The 15,836-nt window shown below is 39.4% G+C and carries 17 protein-coding genes; 6 read left to right on the top strand and 11 right to left on the bottom strand.

Features of this window, described 5'->3' with window-relative positions:
* The first annotated feature begins 77 nt into the window (after positions 1-77).
* Positions 78-1,784 carry a GMC oxidoreductase gene (locus DI060_RS13260; RefSeq protein ID WP_108977413.1) on the top strand — a complete coding sequence of 569 codons (1,707 nt, stop codon included), beginning with the start codon at positions 78-80 and terminating at the stop codon, positions 1,782-1,784.
* Positions 1,781-2,695: an ankyrin repeat domain-containing protein gene (locus tag DI060_RS13255; RefSeq protein WP_108977411.1), complete on the top strand. Its 915-nt coding sequence runs from the start codon at positions 1,781-1,783 to the stop codon at positions 2,693-2,695. The genes DI060_RS13260 and DI060_RS13255 overlap by 4 nt, the downstream gene beginning before the upstream one ends.
* A 55-nt stretch (positions 2,696-2,750) precedes the next feature.
* Here the strand turns inward: DI060_RS13255 and DI060_RS13250 are convergent, their stop codons facing one another.
* The 8 genes from DI060_RS13250 to DI060_RS13215 form a co-directional block, all read right to left on the bottom strand.
* The gene (locus DI060_RS13250; RefSeq protein ID WP_108977409.1) at positions 2,751-2,978 is read right to left on the bottom strand and encodes a hypothetical protein; all 228 of its coding nucleotides are present in this window, start codon (positions 2,976-2,978) and stop codon (positions 2,751-2,753) included.
* Positions 2,979-3,060: 82 nt separating this feature from the next.
* On the bottom strand, positions 3,061-4,440 hold the full coding sequence (gene mnmE, locus DI060_RS13245; protein WP_108978119.1) for a tRNA uridine-5-carboxymethylaminomethyl(34) synthesis GTPase MnmE: 1,380 nt from the start codon (positions 4,438-4,440) through the stop codon (positions 3,061-3,063).
* Positions 4,433-5,155 carry an RNA-binding cell elongation regulator Jag/EloR gene (gene jag / locus DI060_RS13240; RefSeq protein WP_108977407.1) on the bottom strand — a complete coding sequence of 241 codons (723 nt, stop codon included), beginning with the start codon at positions 5,153-5,155 and terminating at the stop codon, positions 4,433-4,435. Before jag ends, mnmE begins: the two co-directional genes overlap by 8 nt.
* 21 nt (positions 5,156-5,176) lie before the next feature.
* The gene (gene yidC / locus DI060_RS13235; protein WP_244594402.1) at positions 5,177-7,126 is read right to left on the bottom strand and encodes a membrane protein insertase YidC; all 1,950 of its coding nucleotides are present in this window, start codon (positions 7,124-7,126) and stop codon (positions 5,177-5,179) included.
* Between the two features lie 4 nt (positions 7,127-7,130).
* Complete coding sequence (yidD, locus tag DI060_RS13230; protein WP_108977405.1) at positions 7,131-7,358, bottom strand: membrane protein insertion efficiency factor YidD; 228 nt, start codon at positions 7,356-7,358, stop codon at positions 7,131-7,133.
* Positions 7,355-7,645, bottom strand: a complete 291-nt coding sequence (gene rnpA, locus DI060_RS13225) for a ribonuclease P protein component (protein ID WP_108977402.1) — start codon at positions 7,643-7,645, stop codon at positions 7,355-7,357. The genes yidD and rnpA overlap by 4 nt, the downstream gene beginning before the upstream one ends.
* Positions 7,646-7,684: 39 nt before the next feature.
* On the bottom strand, positions 7,685-7,846 hold the full coding sequence (gene rpmH / locus DI060_RS13220; protein WP_108977400.1) for a 50S ribosomal protein L34: 162 nt from the start codon (positions 7,844-7,846) through the stop codon (positions 7,685-7,687).
* 144 nt (positions 7,847-7,990) lie between these two features.
* Entirely contained in the window at positions 7,991-8,836 is an 846-nt protein-coding gene (locus DI060_RS13215; protein ID WP_209452046.1) for a hypothetical protein, read from the bottom strand.
* Between DI060_RS13215 and DI060_RS13210 the strand changes: the two genes are divergently transcribed.
* A complete protein-coding gene (locus DI060_RS13210) occupies positions 8,821-9,315 on the top strand; it encodes an acyl-CoA thioesterase (RefSeq protein ID WP_108978118.1) in 495 nt (164 codons plus the stop codon). The two genes, DI060_RS13215 and DI060_RS13210, sit on opposite strands and share 16 nt — an antisense overlap.
* Before the next feature lie 13 nt (positions 9,316-9,328).
* On the opposite strand, the gene DI060_RS13205 is transcribed toward DI060_RS13210, so the two are convergent.
* Entirely contained in the window at positions 9,329-9,895 is a 567-nt protein-coding gene (locus tag DI060_RS13205) for a gamma carbonic anhydrase family protein (protein WP_108978117.1), read from the bottom strand.
* Positions 9,896-9,986: 91 nt separating this feature from the next.
* Between DI060_RS13205 and DI060_RS13200 the strand changes: the two genes are divergently transcribed.
* From DI060_RS13200 to DI060_RS13190, 3 genes are read left to right on the top strand one after another with little or no spacing between them, the layout of a single operon-like run.
* The gene (locus DI060_RS13200) at positions 9,987-10,511 is read left to right on the top strand and encodes a Spy/CpxP family protein refolding chaperone (protein ID WP_108977396.1); all 525 of its coding nucleotides are present in this window, start codon (positions 9,987-9,989) and stop codon (positions 10,509-10,511) included.
* A complete protein-coding gene (locus DI060_RS13195; protein WP_108977394.1) occupies positions 10,508-11,044 on the top strand; it encodes an RNA polymerase sigma factor in 537 nt (178 codons plus the stop codon). Before DI060_RS13200 ends, DI060_RS13195 begins: the two co-directional genes overlap by 4 nt.
* Positions 11,045-11,046: 2 nt before the next feature.
* Complete coding sequence (locus tag DI060_RS13190; RefSeq protein WP_135355055.1) at positions 11,047-11,373, top strand: hypothetical protein; 327 nt, start codon at positions 11,047-11,049, stop codon at positions 11,371-11,373.
* Here the strand turns inward: DI060_RS13190 and DI060_RS13185 are convergent.
* Positions 11,365-13,347, bottom strand: a complete 1,983-nt coding sequence (locus DI060_RS13185) for a 7TM diverse intracellular signaling domain-containing protein (protein WP_108977389.1) — start codon at positions 13,345-13,347, stop codon at positions 11,365-11,367. The two genes, DI060_RS13190 and DI060_RS13185, sit on opposite strands and share 9 nt — an antisense overlap.
* A gap of 46 nt (positions 13,348-13,393) precedes the next feature.
* Positions 13,394-15,796 (bottom strand): phenylalanine--tRNA ligase subunit beta, encoded by a 2,403-nt coding sequence (gene pheT / locus DI060_RS13180; protein WP_108977387.1) that lies wholly within the window; start codon positions 15,794-15,796, stop codon positions 13,394-13,396.
* Between the last annotated feature and the right edge of the window lie 40 nt (positions 15,797-15,836).

The following is a 15,836-nucleotide window of genomic DNA, read 5'->3' as shown; positions in this document are numbered from 1 at the left end:
ACAAATTGAGTTGAAAGGAATCTCCAGTAAATGAAGAATCAGGTTTGATTCAGCTTCATATTTAGGAAAAAAGAACCATGACTACATCGATTCAAAATGATTTCTCGTATGACTTCGATTACATTGTGATAGGATCGGGATTTGGCGGAAGTGTCTCTGCCCTGCGATTGGCACAAAAAGGTTATTCTGTTCTTGTGATAGAGTCAGGGAAAAGATGGTCTTCAACAGATTTCCCAAAAACAAACTGGTCAATTCGAAAGTACCTCTGGATGCCAAAATTAGGATTTTATGGCATACAGAGAATCAACCTCTTAAATGATTTTTTATTAGTAAGTGGATCTGGTGTCGGTGGAGGCTCTTTGGTTTATGCCTGCACACTCTATGTTCCAAAAGAAAAATTTTTCAAAAGTAATATTTATTCTCAGATGGGAGGAGAAAAGAAACTTTTACCATTTTATAAAATCGCCTCTCACATGTTAGGTGTAAATGAAAACCCTAAGCTTTGGGAGCCAGATCGTCTACTTTTAGAAACTGCAAAAACATTTGGCAAAGAAGATACCTTTCAGAAAACACCCGTAGGAATTTACTTTGGAAAAGAAAAATTAGCCAAAGATTCCAAAGATCCGTACTTTGATGGCGATGGTCCAGATAGAGATCCTTGTATCTACTGTGGTGGCTGTATGGTTGGTTGTAGACACAACTCAAAAAATACCCTAGACAAAAACTACCTATTCTTAGCTGAGAAATTAGGAACTCAAATTCTTCCAGAGACAAAAGTAACAAGCTTAGTCCCGTTAAATGAGAAAAGGGTTCCTGATCCCGAAGCAACAGGTGAGTTTGGTTACGAGATCATGACAGAAAGTACTACAGGATGGTTTGGTTTTCCTAAAAGAAGGTTCACTGCAAAAAGTGTAGTTCTAAGTGCTGGTGTCATGGGAACTGTTGGACTTTTACTCAAAATGCAAGATGAAAACAAGTTAATTCGATTATCAGATCGATTAGGTGATACAGTTCGTACAAATAGTGAGACTGTACTACCAGTTACTGTCAGTGACCCGAATGCAGATTATTCAAGAGGAATCGCGATCACTTCGTCTGTTCATCCAGATGAAAATACGCATATTGAACCAGTAAGATACAATGCAGGCTCGGATTTCTTTGGTTTGCTGGCAAGTGTGATGGTCGACGGATCTGGTTTTTTCCCAAGACCCTTAAAATTTTTAGGCACTATGCTTAGGCATCCAATTTACTTTCTCAAAGCACACAATCCATTCGGATTTGCAAAAAAATCCATAATACTTTTGGTTATGCAGACAGTAGATAATAGCGTACGTTTAGTACGAAAAAGAAGATTTATTTGGCCATTCCAGAGGACTCTAACCTCTGCACTTTCCACTGGAGAACCGACCCCAACCTACATTCCTATAGCCAATGCCTTTACTCGTAAACTTGCTGAAATCGTTGGGGGCATACCCAGAAGTTCCCTGAATGAAACTCTCCTGAGCGCTCCGGTCACCGGACATATCATGGGCGGATGCATTGTAGGAGAGAATGAGGAAAAAGGAGTGATTGACTTCGAGAATCGAGTGTATGGCTACCAAAATCTTCGGGTATGTGATGCGTCCATGTTAACTGTTAACTTAGGAGTGAATCCGAGTTTAACGATAACCGCATTGTCAGAAAGAGCGATGAGTTTTATTCCTCCTAAAGCAAAAGAGGTTAACTTTTTCCATTTTGAAACCAAGCGGGGATTTGAAAAAATTTTAGCATACCGAAAAAAATGAATTTTGTTGAAATAGCAAAATCTGGTTCCCTTGAGGATTGGAATGCACATCTGGCGACCGGAGAAGATCCCAATGAGTGGGATACGTTCGGTTCCAATGCACTCGCTTGGATATTAAAATTAGATCGGTTCGATCTTTTTGAACATGTCATAAAAAAAGGGTCTGATCCATTTGCTCCTTATCGAAACGGTGGAGCCTTTATCTTCGATCTATTTTCCTCGAATAAATCCAAATGGATCGAAACCGTTTTGGATACAAAAGAAGTTTGGGAAAAGCCGCAAAATCGTTTTGTAAGAGACAAAGAAGGAAATGGAATATTTCAGAGACTGATTCAGTTAGGTGATGAAGTATACTGGGAAAAAGCCGCGCTTCAGCTCAAACCAGAGGACTATGGTATAGTGAATGAAGAGGGAAGGAACCTCTATCTTGTCGCGGCGGCAGAAGGTCGCTTGGATTGGATAGCCAATATAGAATTAGAAGCTCTACACGATTCCAAAGATTCAGCAGGCAAAAATGTTTTACATCTCTCTGCGGAAGGTGGGTACAGTGAGCAGATTCAGAAACTCCTCTCGTTAGGTTTTCCATTGGAGGACCTAGACCATGAAGGATTCACGGCCTTATATCTTGCGGTAATTGCTGATGAGATTGAGTGCATAGAACTTTTATTATCAAATGGTGCAAATCTACTTTTGAGAAATCATTCCGGAGAAAGTATCACTCGCTTTATGGACCGCAAAAAAAGAATGCATGCCTTAAAAGTTTGGAAAAAAGAATTGTTTAAGAGATTTGCTTCAATTATGGAAGAGAATGAAACTGAAGCTAGACAAAATTACATTAATTTTCTCAGACTGGAAAAACCCTTGAGTTCGGATGAGATCGCAAAATTGAAGTTAGTGGATGAGTTGATGTGAGGCTACGGAGAATCCCCCGATAAATCGAACACCGGGGGATATAGGAAGGGAAAGCTTATTCAGACTTTTTTTTCTTTTTCTTTTTTCCTTTCTTTTCCTTTTTTTCTTTCTTTGCTTTTTTATCTTTTTTGCCTTCTTTCTTTCCTTTTTCTTTTTCAGGAGTTACAGTTTCTTTTTCTTCATTCTGCATGGTAGGCTCTTCTTCTGTTGAGTCCATGGTTTGAGCGAAAACTCCAAATGTAGTGAAGGAGAAAATCGCAAGGCAAGCTAAGAATTTTTTCATATTACGACCTCGTAGTGTTTGTGTCACAATTTGAAACTAACCATAAGATTGAGCAATAGAATTTTTTGGTATGACTGATGAATTATTTGCCGACACAGAATTTACTAAAAATCCTACCCAGTATCTCTTCATTTTCCACATGACCGTTGACTTCCCCCACTTCACGTATAGCATCATTGATTTCCTCAATGTATATTTCAGCAGGGGTTTGGTGGTCTATGTGTTGGATTGTTTGGGTGAGGTGCTCGCTGATTTTTTGAAAATGATACATCTGTCGATCTTCTAGGAGTACTAAATCTTCTTTTGATTCACTCTCTTGTAATTTTTCCTTTAGAATATGTAAAAGTACTTCTAAACCCTCCCCCGACTTACAGGAGATTTGTACAGTTTGAAACTTAGTTTCCAAAAAGTTAAAAATATCCTCTGTCCAGGTGGGGTGCCTTTGGTCGATTTTATTTGCAATCAAGATACATTCATCGCCGTCTTTGAGGGCTAACGATTCAATCATTTCGATTTTCCAAGGAAGGGAGCTATCAAGGAGCACCAAACGGAGATTTGCAGAGGCAGCCTCTCTCTCGCTCCTTTCGATTCCTAACTTTTCGATTTGATCCTCTGTTTGACGAATGCCTGCAGTATCAACAAGCCGTATTGGCATGCCGTCTAAAAAAAGTTCTTCTGCGATATAGTCTCTGGTCGTGCCTGGAACGTCACTTATAATCGATCGATCTTTTCCTATCAATCGGTTCATGAGACTTGATTTGCCTGTATTGGGAGCGCCAAATAAGACAACCGTTGATTTCAATATTAATGATTCAGCTATTTTAGAATCTAAAATGAGTTTTTCGCACAAATCTCTAACATTTTGTATGCGTTGCTTCCTTTGCTCAATACTTTCGAAGGTTAGATCTTCAGTAGAAAAATCAATTTCAGCTTCACATTCTGCCTTTAAAGAAATCAAATCACTTCTAAGTTTTGAACAAAGTTGGCTGATGCTCCCAAAAACATTCTTCTGCGCCAATTCCAACTCAAAACGTGAGCGGGACTCTATCAATCGACCAATTGCTTCTGCTTGAGAGAGACTGGATTTTCCATTTAAATAGGCACGTTTGGTGAACTCTCCTTGAACAGCGGGACGACAACCTGCAAGAAACAAGGCTTGAAGAGCATCCTTTAACAAAATAGGATTTCCATGAAAATGCAATTCGAGCAAATCTTCACCTGTATAAGAGTTAGGTGATTCAAAGTAAAGTGCTACTATTTTGTCATAGGATTTGCCCTGGACAAGAAAATCACAATAAATTGCACTTCTTTTCCGCTGAGAAAGGTAAGTCTCTGTGAGAGGGGTATTGTTTTTATATAGAAATTGAGAAGCTATGGATTTGCATTTTGGACCAGAAATCCTTAGGATTCCTATGGCTCCTGGTCCTTGTGCTGTAGAGAGTGCGGCAATTGTATCAATCAACTTCTGCTTCGTCAGCAAAATCATCGACAGGAAGACCTTTTTTAGACGGATCTTCTAGATCTTTGTATTTATGTTTGTCTTTTGCTGAAATAACTCGAACACGTTTAAAAGTTCCGTTGCCTTCTGATCTTGTAAAAACTCTTTCATCTTCTTGGATTGCCATATGGACTATCCTTCTTTCAAAAGGATTCATTGGATCTAAAAGTTTTGATTTTCCTGTTTTGATCACGGAAGCAGCTATGGATTTCGCAAGTCGAATTAGTGATAACTCTCGTTTATCACGATAGGACTCTATATCCAAAACAATCTTTCGGTTATGACGGATTTTTGAATCAACCATTAAGTTCAAAAGGAACTGCAGAGAGTCCAAAGTTGCCCCTCGCTTGCCAATGATGAGTCCAGATTCTTTACTTGTTAATTCAACGTATATCTTTCCATCAACATCACCCATTCCTACCACTTCAGCAGGTATTCCCATCTTTCTAAGAATAGTGATGATCACACCATGTATGATCTTTTCAGAAGGTATATCCTTATTGGCAACAAATGCGCGTACGACGGCAGGTTTTTTCTGAGTGATTCCAAGAAAACCTGACTTACCAGAGTCGACGACTTCAAATTTCAAATCACCAGGTTGTAGCCTCAATGTTTCGAGCGTGTATTCTTCGGCTTCTGACTTTGTTTTTCCTTCTGCTTCAAAAATATAATTATTCATGCTTATGTCCTTACGATAAAATTATTTCTTTTTCTTTTTGGGATTGTTGCGGAATCCTTTTTGGTTTGCGTTTCCACTTGTTTTGCTTTGGTTTGCAGCAGGGCTAGTCACTGTCTTGGATTCTGATTTTCCAAAACGATTTGTATAGGCTTGTTGAGCAATGGAGAGAATGTTCTGCATAGTCCAATACATTGTCACACCTGCTGGCATAGACCAGAAGAAATATAACATAATAAATGGCATCATATACATCATCATTTTCTGGTTTGGATCAGTCGATACTGTGGTCATTTTTGATTGTATCACTTGAGTAGTTACCATGATCAGCGGTAGCACATTGATACCTATGGCACCAATGAGTGCTAGTTTAGGTGTAGTAAATACAGTATCCGGTTCAGATAAATCTTTGATCCAAAGGAATGGTGAATGCCATAAATCAACAGTGTCAGAAAAGGCAGTATACAAGGCTATGAAGATTGGTATTTGAACCAACATGGGTAAACAACCCGACATTGGATTGGTTCCGTTGGTTCTATATAGTTCTATCGTCTTTTCTTGTTTTGTCTTTGGATCATCGGCATACTTTTCATTAATTGCTTTGATTTGAGGAGACAACTCTTGCATTTTCTTCATTGACTCGGCTTGTTTTTTGTTCAATGGATAGAAAGCGAGTTTGAAAAGTATTGCAAAGATAACAATCGCCCAACCATAATTGGGGATCACTAGATAGATTTTTTTGAGAATCCAAACAATTCCGTTTCGTAAAGGTGTCGTTATACCTTGATTAAACGATTTGTCTAAAGACTCACTCAATCCAGCGAACGGTGTGTCCTTTGACACTTTCGGATCTAAATTTGTATTTCGAAACGCAGTTCCATCCAGCTCTCTTACACCTACATATGCTGCGAAATTAAGTTTTACTTCTTCACCTGGCGCTAATTTCCAGTTGTCGTAAGTGAGTAAAACTCCCGTCTCATTTCCTTTTCGGTTATCTAAGAGGATTCCTCTCGGTTTGTCATTGAGTGGATCTAAAACTCCAATGAAGTAACGACTTCCAGTTCCAACGAAGTCTACAAGATCGTTTGACCCGTTTTTTGTTTCAAATCGTTCATCTTTGTTAGGGTCAGTACTTGAAAACCAAGATCCAACGTTATCCCAAAATCCTTTTGCGGACGTGCTATCAATATGATCTTTGAATGAACCATCCAAGTAGTAGTAGCGAAAGTAATGCGCCACATCTCGGTCATTGAAATCTTCTTTGTTTTTTAAAATAGGCCCTAAAGATCCGAAAGATCTTAAATAACGTTCTTTAGTTGAAGAAGCGATAGTGATTGTTTCTTTTGATGTATTCTTTAAATAAAGATTGAATGTGAAATAGTTTTCCTGTGGAAAGAATCGATACACTTTTTGTATCAAATAAGTTCCATCAATGGATGGTGCGGAAAATGTTACTGTCTTTGTCGCATCATCATAGGAGCTTGTAAAGTTTACTTGATTATAAGGAGAAAAAGGAATGGCATCTTTATCTTCAATTAAGTTAAAATCAAATCCTTTGAAACGTGAGAGTTCTACTGCTAATTCCTTTTTGCCATCAAATTCTACTTCAAACTTTGGATCTTTTGCGATGACAAAGTCTGTGCCATCTGGTTCTTTGTGGTTGCGTATATAAAATTCTGTGATCCTTCCTCCCAAACTTGAAAATTTTACAAGGAAAGAATCCGTATGAAGAGTTATTGTTTTGATATCTTCACTCTTAATCGGATTTAGAATCGAAGTTTTAAGAGGGGTTTCTTCTTTTGTTTTTTCCTGCTTTGTCTTCTCTTCTGGTGTAACAACTTTTTGGTCGGTTTTCTTAGCTGGCTGGGTTGGTTTAGGAGGAGGAAAAAGATAGTTAATACCCATCCAAATCGCCAAACTTATGAAAAGTGCTAAAAATAATCTACCTTGTCTATTTGTTGTATCATCTTGCATAATTTTATCTCTCGTTTAATGGTTTTGGTAGAGGGTCGTAACCGCCCTCGTGGTAAGGATGGCAACGACCAATCCTTAAAATGCTTAATTTTGTTGCTTGGAAAAAAGGGTACGATTTGTACGCTTCAATTGCATATTCTGAACAAGTGGGTGTAAAACGACAGGAAGCAGGTAACAGGGGAGACAACAATTTCTTGTATGTCCAAAGTACCAAGATTGCTAATCTATTCATTTCGGGAATTGGAACAAGTTTTGAAATAGGGCATATCGTTTGTCAGGTGAGCATTTGGAAAACTCAAATTGAGCAATCAGTGCGATGTCATATCCTTTTGGTATGCTATGGATATGACGACGAACCAAATCCCTTAGGATCCGTTTTGTCTTATTTCTATCAACAGCTCTCTTATGTGATTTATCAGGGCAAAAAAGAAAGAAGGAATCTTCCTTCTGGTTCTTTCTAAGGAGCATAAGGAGTGGCTTATTGCCAAACTTCTTGGGCTGACGGAATAATTCTTGGATCCTGGAACGATCGCAAAGAGTCTCCGAAGTTGGCTCCTCTTAGAACTTTCTCCCGATTTTTTCGTCGGAGACAGTTAGTTTATGACGACCTTTCTTTCTTCTACTGCTCAACACATTTCTTCCGCCAGGAGTAGCCATTCGGGCTCTGAATCCGTGAGTTCTCACGCGTTTGATTTTGCTTGGTTGGAATGTACGTTTCATGGAATACCTAATTTATATATATGATCACGGGCGAAATATACGCTTTTTAGAAGGATTTTCGCACAAGCTCCCAAGTCAAGGTAGAAATCCTAGATTTTCCTAAGCTTATGGGAAATTCCCTTGCCAAGATACTCGCTTTAAAAATTATGTCGCATTCCCTAGGCCCCGCCTTTGGGACTGTGTCCTGAGTCGATCGCTTAGCTCCAAAAACTGGGAAAGCCTGAGTAGATTGAACTCACAGGCATTTACCTTGGTAAACGAGAGTTCATTTTGTTTCAAAAAGGACTCCAAATAGAAATCTAGATTTGCCTGTTCTGTTTGAATGACGGCGTAGCTACGAAAGGCATGTTGGTCCATTGCGAGAAAGACCTTTGTCCCATAAGCGGAATAGACAAAGTCAAGTTGGTATGGTTTTCCTTCGGAAAGGGGAAAATTTGTGCTGGGGAAGGACGGCAGAAATAGGGACTCCCTCAATTCATAGTGGCCGATTTGGGCTGTGGGGAAGGTAAACAGTAGGGCGGAATGGGCAAATGCGGTAGTTTCCGGGAAAGAAAGGCTCAGGATTCCCTGGTTTCGGTCGATTTGGAACTGGCATTTCTGACCAAGGGCCTGCAATCGTTTCTCGATATCGGAGGCAATCTGAGCCAATTCCTCAAAAAAGAAGAGGGCGGATCCCAAATGCCGTACTTTTGTCTGTTTTTCCTTCGGAAAAAGTTCAATTTGGAGGGAGCCAGAATTTAGTTTTTTTCCTTCGGAATTTTGGAAGCTAAGGGTGGTAAAGGGCCGGGAATGGAGTAGGAAGGGAGGTGCCTGTTTCAATTGGTTCCAGTGTTCGGGGTACTCAAATCCTTTTTCTTGCATTGTTTGGTTCCTATTGCCTATCCGCTCAGACTGAGGACCGAAGAGCCTCATCGCAACATTTTTCTTGCCCCGAACTGGCCTAGCACCAAACTTCATTTGTGAACCAAGACAAGATTGATCCTTTAGCACCAAAATCCCCCCAAGAATCTGCCGTGGAGACCCGGCATATTGTACTGCCAGACCATGCGAACCACTATGGAACAGCCTTTGGAGGAGCGATAATGTCTTGGATCGATTTGATCGCAGTTATGGTAGCCCAGAGGCATTCTGGCAGAGAGGCAGTCACCGCAAGCATCGATCGAATCAATTTCATAACCCCAATCCTGATCGGTGACCACGTCCATCTTTTGGCTATGGTAAATTATGTTGGGAGGACATCCATGGAGGTTGGCGTTCGGGTAAACCGTGAGAATCCTTACACAGGTGAAATCACGCGAGCTACTACCGCCTATCTTTCGTTTGTTGCTTTGGATCCTAATCGAAAACCTGCTCTCGTACCTGGACTGATCCTAGAGACAGAGACTGAGAAAAGGCGATTTGAAGAAGGAAGACTGAGAGTCGAAAACGCAAGAGAGTTTTCCAAAAAAATACGCGAAGGAAGAAAATAGTTCACTTTGTACTTTAGATTCCTAATCTAGCAATGATCTCCTTTGCCTGGTTCATAAATTCTTTTTCTTCTTCTTTTGTAAATGGCCGAAAGATACCCTTCTGAAATCTGACTGCTAAGTGTGCATATTCAATACATCCAGTGATGGTGTATTCTGGTTTCGCTTTTCCTGGAAATATTTTGATATCTCCATCTTTTGGGACGACCAAAGATCTAGGCGGAATCTTTTTCCCTCCTCGTATTAAACAACCGGCAGCAATCTGACTTCCGTCCCCAATTTCCGCTTGGTCTAAAATAATAGAACCTATCCCTACCAATACACCCTTACCTACTTTGCAACCATGGATCATGACATTGTGTCCCACTAGAGTGTATTCATCGATAAAGATGGGAGAAGACGAATCGGTGTGCAAAGTTGAATTGTCTTGTATATTTACATAATCACCCAAATGGATTTGGTTCATATCAGCACGCAATACTGCACCGGGCCAAATCGAGACTGATTTTCCAAAGTCTGTCATTCCGAAAACGGTTGCTTTTGGATGGATAAATGGTTCTGAAAACTCTGGGATTTCGTTCATGGATGGAGTTCCTTTTATTCCTTTGGTCTGAGATTTTAAAAAAAGGGGAACCCTTTTATCTCTTTCGGGTACATATAGCAAAGGAGATTTCATGAGTGAATTCCAATCCCGAACTGGGATGTTTCTTTTGACATTCTGCACTTACCTTCAATTACATGCAGACCCTCCACCAGGACCGCCACCGGGTCCTCCACCAGGTCCTGTCGATATTATCTTTCCGATGCACGACCCAGAGGGAAAGGAATTCGAATCTTTGAGTGAGAGTTTAAAGTTAACAAAAGAACAACAAGAGAAGACCAAAGCACTCATCACAAAACGAGAAAAAGCCATCAAAGAAAAAATGGACCGCCTTCCCAATCTCCATGAAGAGTTGCGTCTATTTTTAGAATCTGATAAAGTGGAACTTTCGAACGTTCGGTCCAAATTGCAGGAAATTAGCAATTTGCAATTGGACTTACGGATGATCCAAATCCAAGGCAGGTTAGATTTCGAATCTTTATTAACCGCCTCACAAAAAGAAAATTTTCGTAGTCTCACGAAAAAGAAATTGGATGATTGGAAATCCAAACGAGGACAACACTTTGATAAACACGGATGTGTTGAACCTAAAAAATGAACGACCAAGAGTTAGCACGAACGATTGAGGAAACAAAGGAAACAGTCTTACGTGCGATACATAAAAATTTACCTGCAGACTTGTTTGCCTTGGTAGAAGATGTCTTTCAGGAAACATATCTAAGACTCTATTTGCATTTTAGCGAGAAAGAAGTCATCTTGGGAGAAGGTCTTCACAAATGGCTTTATGTAGTTGCTAGAAACGAATGTAGACGAGCTTGGCGGGACAATAGAAAAGCGGGGGGGCTTCCGTTTACGGGGGACTTAGAAAATATTGAGTCCCCGTTTACTTATGTGGGAGAAGAAATCAACCGAGAAGAAAAAGATGCGATTTGGATCCGTGAGCGAGTCAATGAACTTCCTGAACCATTCCGCCAAACAACGATTTTTCGGCTGGCAGGCTTAAAGGTACAATCCATCGCGGAAAAATTGGGAGTTTCTACTGGAACAGTCAAATCACGACTGGCAAGGGGTAGAGAAATGCTTGCCAAACTGATTAACAAAAATAAGAAAGAAAGGGAACTGGATCTATGAAAATGGATTTTGAAGAAAAACTTAAGGAAACCATCGAACTCCTGAAAAAGGACGAGACTTTGGCAAAGAGAACTTCCCGAGCAGTTCTAATAAAGGCGCAATCTTATAGCAAACCTAGCTCAAATCGAGGGGTGGTTTGGTTGGTGGCGGCTGCTTTGATCGCTCTCGCGGTTCTCTTTACAACAAACTCAGTGTTTTCTCCGAAAGAAGAGATCACAATCACTGAAGAAAATCAAGAGAACATGATAGAAACAAGTTATCCAGAGTTTGAAGAAGATATTTGGAAAGAGACGGATACACTCATACTCACAACATTTGGCTCAAAATGAACCGATCTCACAACCAACAATTGTGATATCATCTTGGTGGGTATTAAACTTCGTAAAAAAATTTAGCTCTTGGATGAGAGATTCTATGCTCTTGTCCAAGTCCAAGCGCTGGTGTTCAGATAACCACTCGTACACTCTGTCCTCACCAAAAATCTCCCGATCAGCATTGAACTGTTCAAATACTCCATCTGTAAATAGGTACACTCTATCCCCTTCTTGGATATAATACTCTAATGACCTGTATTCGGCATGGTCTTTCATTCCGATGATTTTCCCAGTTCTTGGGAGAAGTTTTGTCTCTCCTGACCGAATGAATAGTTGTTCTGGATGTCCGGCGGAGGCAAATAATAGTTTACCTTTCGAAAATTCAATATCACAAACAGCGCAAGAAAATACGGCATGGACGTTTTTGTATTTATTGATAAAAATTTGGTTTAGATGGAAAATTAAATCATTTGGGTGGTCATAGATCATTTTGAGAGATTCATATTCAGCTTTGATTGCCATGGTTATTAAGGCCGCCTGTATACCATGGCCCGTTGCATCAGCTACAAAAATTCGATAGTGGTCTGGACTTACCTGAGTTAGATCATAAAAATCTCCACCCACCTCGGTCATGGATTGATAAAAGGTTTTGAGTTGAATCCTAGGATCCACAGCTCTGATCTCTGAAAAGAATGTTTGTTGGATTTTTTTGGCAGTAGATAAATCCTTTTTGATAGTAAAGAGTGATTCATCCAATATCCGAGTTCGTTCTAAAACTTTTTCTTCCAAGTGGCTCAATGCTTCTGCTTGTGCAAGAGTCTTTTCTTCTTTCAATTGGTTGATTTTTTTTGCGAGGGCTAATGATAAGATACCCGCTTCTAAAGTGGATCCAATTTGATTGGAGTAAATTGTAACTAAATTGGCAGGCAAGGATCCATTTTGCATTAATGCATAAAGCAAGATCCCCAGAAGTAACACGGACCAACCTAAAATGAAAAGTTTTGCTTTTTTGTTGCCTTTTAGGTAATTTACAATTGCCGCAAGAAAGACACTAAGGACGAATACCTGGGCCAAAAAGTTACTGATCCGAACTGTCCAATTCAAAGGAAAGAAAAGAATGCTCACAAAAAAGTAAATGATCGTGCCTGCAACAAGAAGCAGGAGAGTGGTATGGGTTTTTTTGTTGAGTGTTTTTAAATTGAGTGATTGGTCAGCAAACAACCAACCAAAAATAGCAGAACCACAAAGAAATACAGTTCCAATACGATTGTGAATTTCTGGAGTATGGTAGGTAAAGAATCGATTTAAAATACCATTTAAATAAATCTGCAAAAGCAAATTGAAAAGAATAGCGCCACAGTATAGAATGTACGCAGTATCTTTTAGTATAAAATATATAAAAAGATTGTACAATATCATAATTGCAATCGTTCCATAAAAAAATCCTAAAATAAGATTTTCGAAACTTTCTTTTTGGAAAAATGCATCTTTTGCAAAAAATTTTGGAGTTATGCTTATATGAGAAGAAGAACGTATGGATACAAAGAATGTTTTTTCTTCGTTTGGCTTCCATGGAATTGAAAAACTTATATTTCTTGAGTCAACCTCCCAATTGGAATGTGGGATCAAATCACCGCCCGTTTTGATCGGTATGAAACTATCGGCCTGGTAAATCTTTACATCATCCAGTTGTGGATTGCCTAAGTCGAAGATCACAGTATCAGAGTTTGTTTTGTTAGTTGCTTTGATACAAAACCAAATAGGATTTTTATGAAATCCTAAACTAGTCGAGTTTTTTAGAATTGTTTTTTGATTGAAGTCATTGAGATTTGGAAATGGTGAGTTTTCACTTCCAATTTCTATCTCTTTATCCGTATAACTCAATACAGATGGTAAAAAACTATTTTCCTTGACGGCTTTTTGAACAGGTGTCTGCGCACAATTGGTCAAAAAAAGAGATAGCATCCCAAGTGATAATAAAGTGCGCATGAGCGTCCTTTACTTTGTAGTAAAAGTTAAAATTGTCAAAAACTATTTAGCGCAATTGGTATCCAGATTGTTTGGCGAGGTTTACCAATGTGTCGGACAATTCTTTGAATCGATCTTGGCTAAAGGATTTTTCATACGACATAAGTTTGAAACGATAGGTCACTGATTTTTTTCCTTCGCCTATTTGGTTGCTTCGAAAGATTGTTTGGACAAATCCTTCTTCCATTTCTTGTATCTTTAGAGCTGAAACCGATTTCAAAAAAGGATCAGTAGGTTCACTTTCGTCCATTAGGAGGGAAAGGTCTAGCTGCCCTTGCGGAAATTGGGATGGTGCTCTAAAATGTGAAATCCTTCCCTCATCTTCCCAAACATTCACGAGACTGAGTAGGTCGATCTTTCCTATGTAAGCTCTTCGTCTGAGATCATATTCATCGACTAACCGAGTGTGTAGGATACCAAATTCACAGAGAGTATTTCCTTTGTATCTGTACTCGAGTGCTCCATTCGGGTGGAGGTAGGTTTTTTCCGTTTTTTCCCATGTGCCTTGTAAAAGATTTAAACCAAGAAATAACTCATGCAATCTCTGCCTAAGAGCAACAAACTCTGATTCGATGGAAAGCAGATCGTTTGGTTTGGCTTGGCTAAGGGAAATAAATGCTATCCATCTACTTTCCTCTGCCAGTGAATTTCCCTTTTGTAATTTATGGTATGTACGTCCCAACTCAAAAAGATCAACAGTTTCGAAGCGGTCTTGGTTGCTAACCGCTTGTCGGATCAATCCTGGAAACAAACTCATCCGTAACACAGAATGAGTTTCTGGCATTTCATTGGAAATGGCCAAAAGATGTTCAGCAGTTTCGCCTTCAATGAGTGATTCTTTAGGAGATGAAAATGAATAGTTATAAACTTCAGAGAAATTGAGTTGTGTTGAGAATAAAAATTTAATCTTTCTCTCTAACTCTCGTAAAGGGTTACGAATCGGTGTTTCCACGGCTAAGGAAAGAGGTTTTGTTGCGATGGATGCATAGCCAATCGTCCTTCCTATTTCTTCAACCAAATCTTCCTGGATCGTCACATCATAATTGTGTCTGTAGTAAGGTACTTTGGCAGTGAATACATCTTGGTCTTTGAAATTCACTTCAAATCCAAGTTTGTTTAAGATTTCCGATATTTCTGTTTTGTTCAGTGCCTTTCCTATTTTGCTATCTAGGAAGGAAAGACTACTTTCTATGATGACAGACTTCTCAGACGAATGGTTGAATCCTTGTGGAGTTAAACAAACCAATTGTGGGTTGCCATTTTCTTTCAAAAGGGAAATAGCCCTTCGGATAACCGGTAGACATGTGTTTGGATCTAAACCTTTTTCATACCGAACAGATGACTCTGATCGAATTCCAGTCTTTCGAATGGACTTTCGTATATCTTCCCGTTTAAAAATAGCCGATTCCAATACCAAATCAATAGTTTCATTGATTACGGCAGAACCAGATCCACCCATGACTCCCGCAATGGCTACGGGCTCGCCAGAATTTCGAATGAGTAAAATTTCAGGAGTTAATAAAGGATTTGTTTCATCTAACAATGGAAAGGTTTCAGAATTTTTTGCAAATTCTACACTGAATTGAGTTCCTTTTAGTCGATGGCGATCGAAGAAATGGGTAGGTTGTCCAACTTCCAGTAAAATATAATTGGAAACATCTACAATATTATTGATAGAACGGATTCCACATTTGCTTAAACGAGATTTGATTTTTTGACTGGATTGACTAACTTTTACATTCGTTATTGAAACGGCAAAATAAGCATGGGCATTTTGATTGGAAAGGACTTCGATGCCACCCGAGCCGCCTGTAAACGTCTCCTGAATCTCCAGAGGATTGAATCGTAATTTGAGATTTAGTTGAGAAGCAAGCTCCCGCGCAAATCCAAAATGAGACCATAGATCTGGTCGGTGGGTGATGGATTTGTTGTCGATGGTTAAAATGATATCTTCCCAATCATATAAGCTGCGTATGCTGATGCCCAAAGTAGTATGGTTAGGATAGATGAGAACTCCCGAAGATTCGGTTGCCAATCCTAATTCTTTTTCGGAACAGTACATGCCTTGCGAAAGTACTCCTCTGAGTTCTGAGGAGAGGATCTCCTTCCCCTCTAATTTCGTACCAGGCAATGCCAAGGGAACGATGTCCCCTACATTAATATTTGTGGCGGCAGTTACAATCTGGTAATTTTGTTTTCCATCTGTACATTGAGTGATGGATAGTTTCTCAGCATTTGGATGTTTGTTTGAAGATAAAATTTTTACAGTAATGACGCTCGTTAAATGAGCTTGGTAATCAGTCACTTCGTCGATTTCACATATAGAAGTGTTGATCTTTTCGATGACCGAGGGAAAGGGAATGCTGTCGAGAGGAATAAAGTCTTTGATCCAATTGATTGAAAGCTTCAATTTTTTACCTTTAGTGTAAAAAATTGGAAAAATGCAAGGG

Origin of the sequence: Leptospira ryugenii (assembly GCF_003114855.1) — a bacterium.
GTDB lineage: Bacteria > Spirochaetota > Leptospiria > Leptospirales > Leptospiraceae > Leptospira_A > Leptospira_A ryugenii.
Note: the sequence above shows the minus strand (reverse complement) of the source record. Positions and strands in the feature narration are given on the sequence as shown.

Coding starts and splice junctions, on each gene's coding strand:
- DI060_RS13255 (WP_108977411.1), top strand. CDS start 1,781: ATGAATTTTGTTGAAATAGCAAAATCTGGTTCCCTTGAGGATTGGAAT.
- yidD (WP_108977405.1), bottom strand. CDS start 7,358: ATGAATAGATTAGCAATCTTGGTACTTTGGACATACAAGAAATTGTTG.
- DI060_RS13190 (WP_135355055.1), top strand. CDS start 11,047: ATGGATTTTGAAGAAAAACTTAAGGAAACCATCGAACTCCTGAAAAAG.
- DI060_RS13260 (WP_108977413.1), top strand. CDS start 78: ATGACTACATCGATTCAAAATGATTTCTCGTATGACTTCGATTACATT.
- rpmH (WP_108977400.1), bottom strand. CDS start 7,846: ATGAAACGTACATTCCAACCAAGCAAAATCAAACGCGTGAGAACTCAC.
- DI060_RS13250 (WP_108977409.1), bottom strand. CDS start 2,978: ATGAAAAAATTCTTAGCTTGCCTTGCGATTTTCTCCTTCACTACATTT.
- jag (WP_108977407.1), bottom strand. CDS start 5,155: ATGAATAATTATATTTTTGAAGCAGAAGGAAAAACAAAGTCAGAAGCC.
- yidC (WP_244594402.1), bottom strand. CDS start 7,126: ATGCAAGATGATACAACAAATAGACAAGGTAGATTATTTTTAGCACTT.
- DI060_RS13205 (WP_108978117.1), bottom strand. CDS start 9,895: ATGAACGAAATCCCAGAGTTTTCAGAACCATTTATCCATCCAAAAGCA.
- DI060_RS13200 (WP_108977396.1), top strand. CDS start 9,987: ATGAGTGAATTCCAATCCCGAACTGGGATGTTTCTTTTGACATTCTGC.
- DI060_RS13185 (WP_108977389.1), bottom strand. CDS start 13,347: ATGCGCACTTTATTATCACTTGGGATGCTATCTCTTTTTTTGACCAAT.
- DI060_RS13195 (WP_108977394.1), top strand. CDS start 10,508: ATGAACGACCAAGAGTTAGCACGAACGATTGAGGAAACAAAGGAAACA.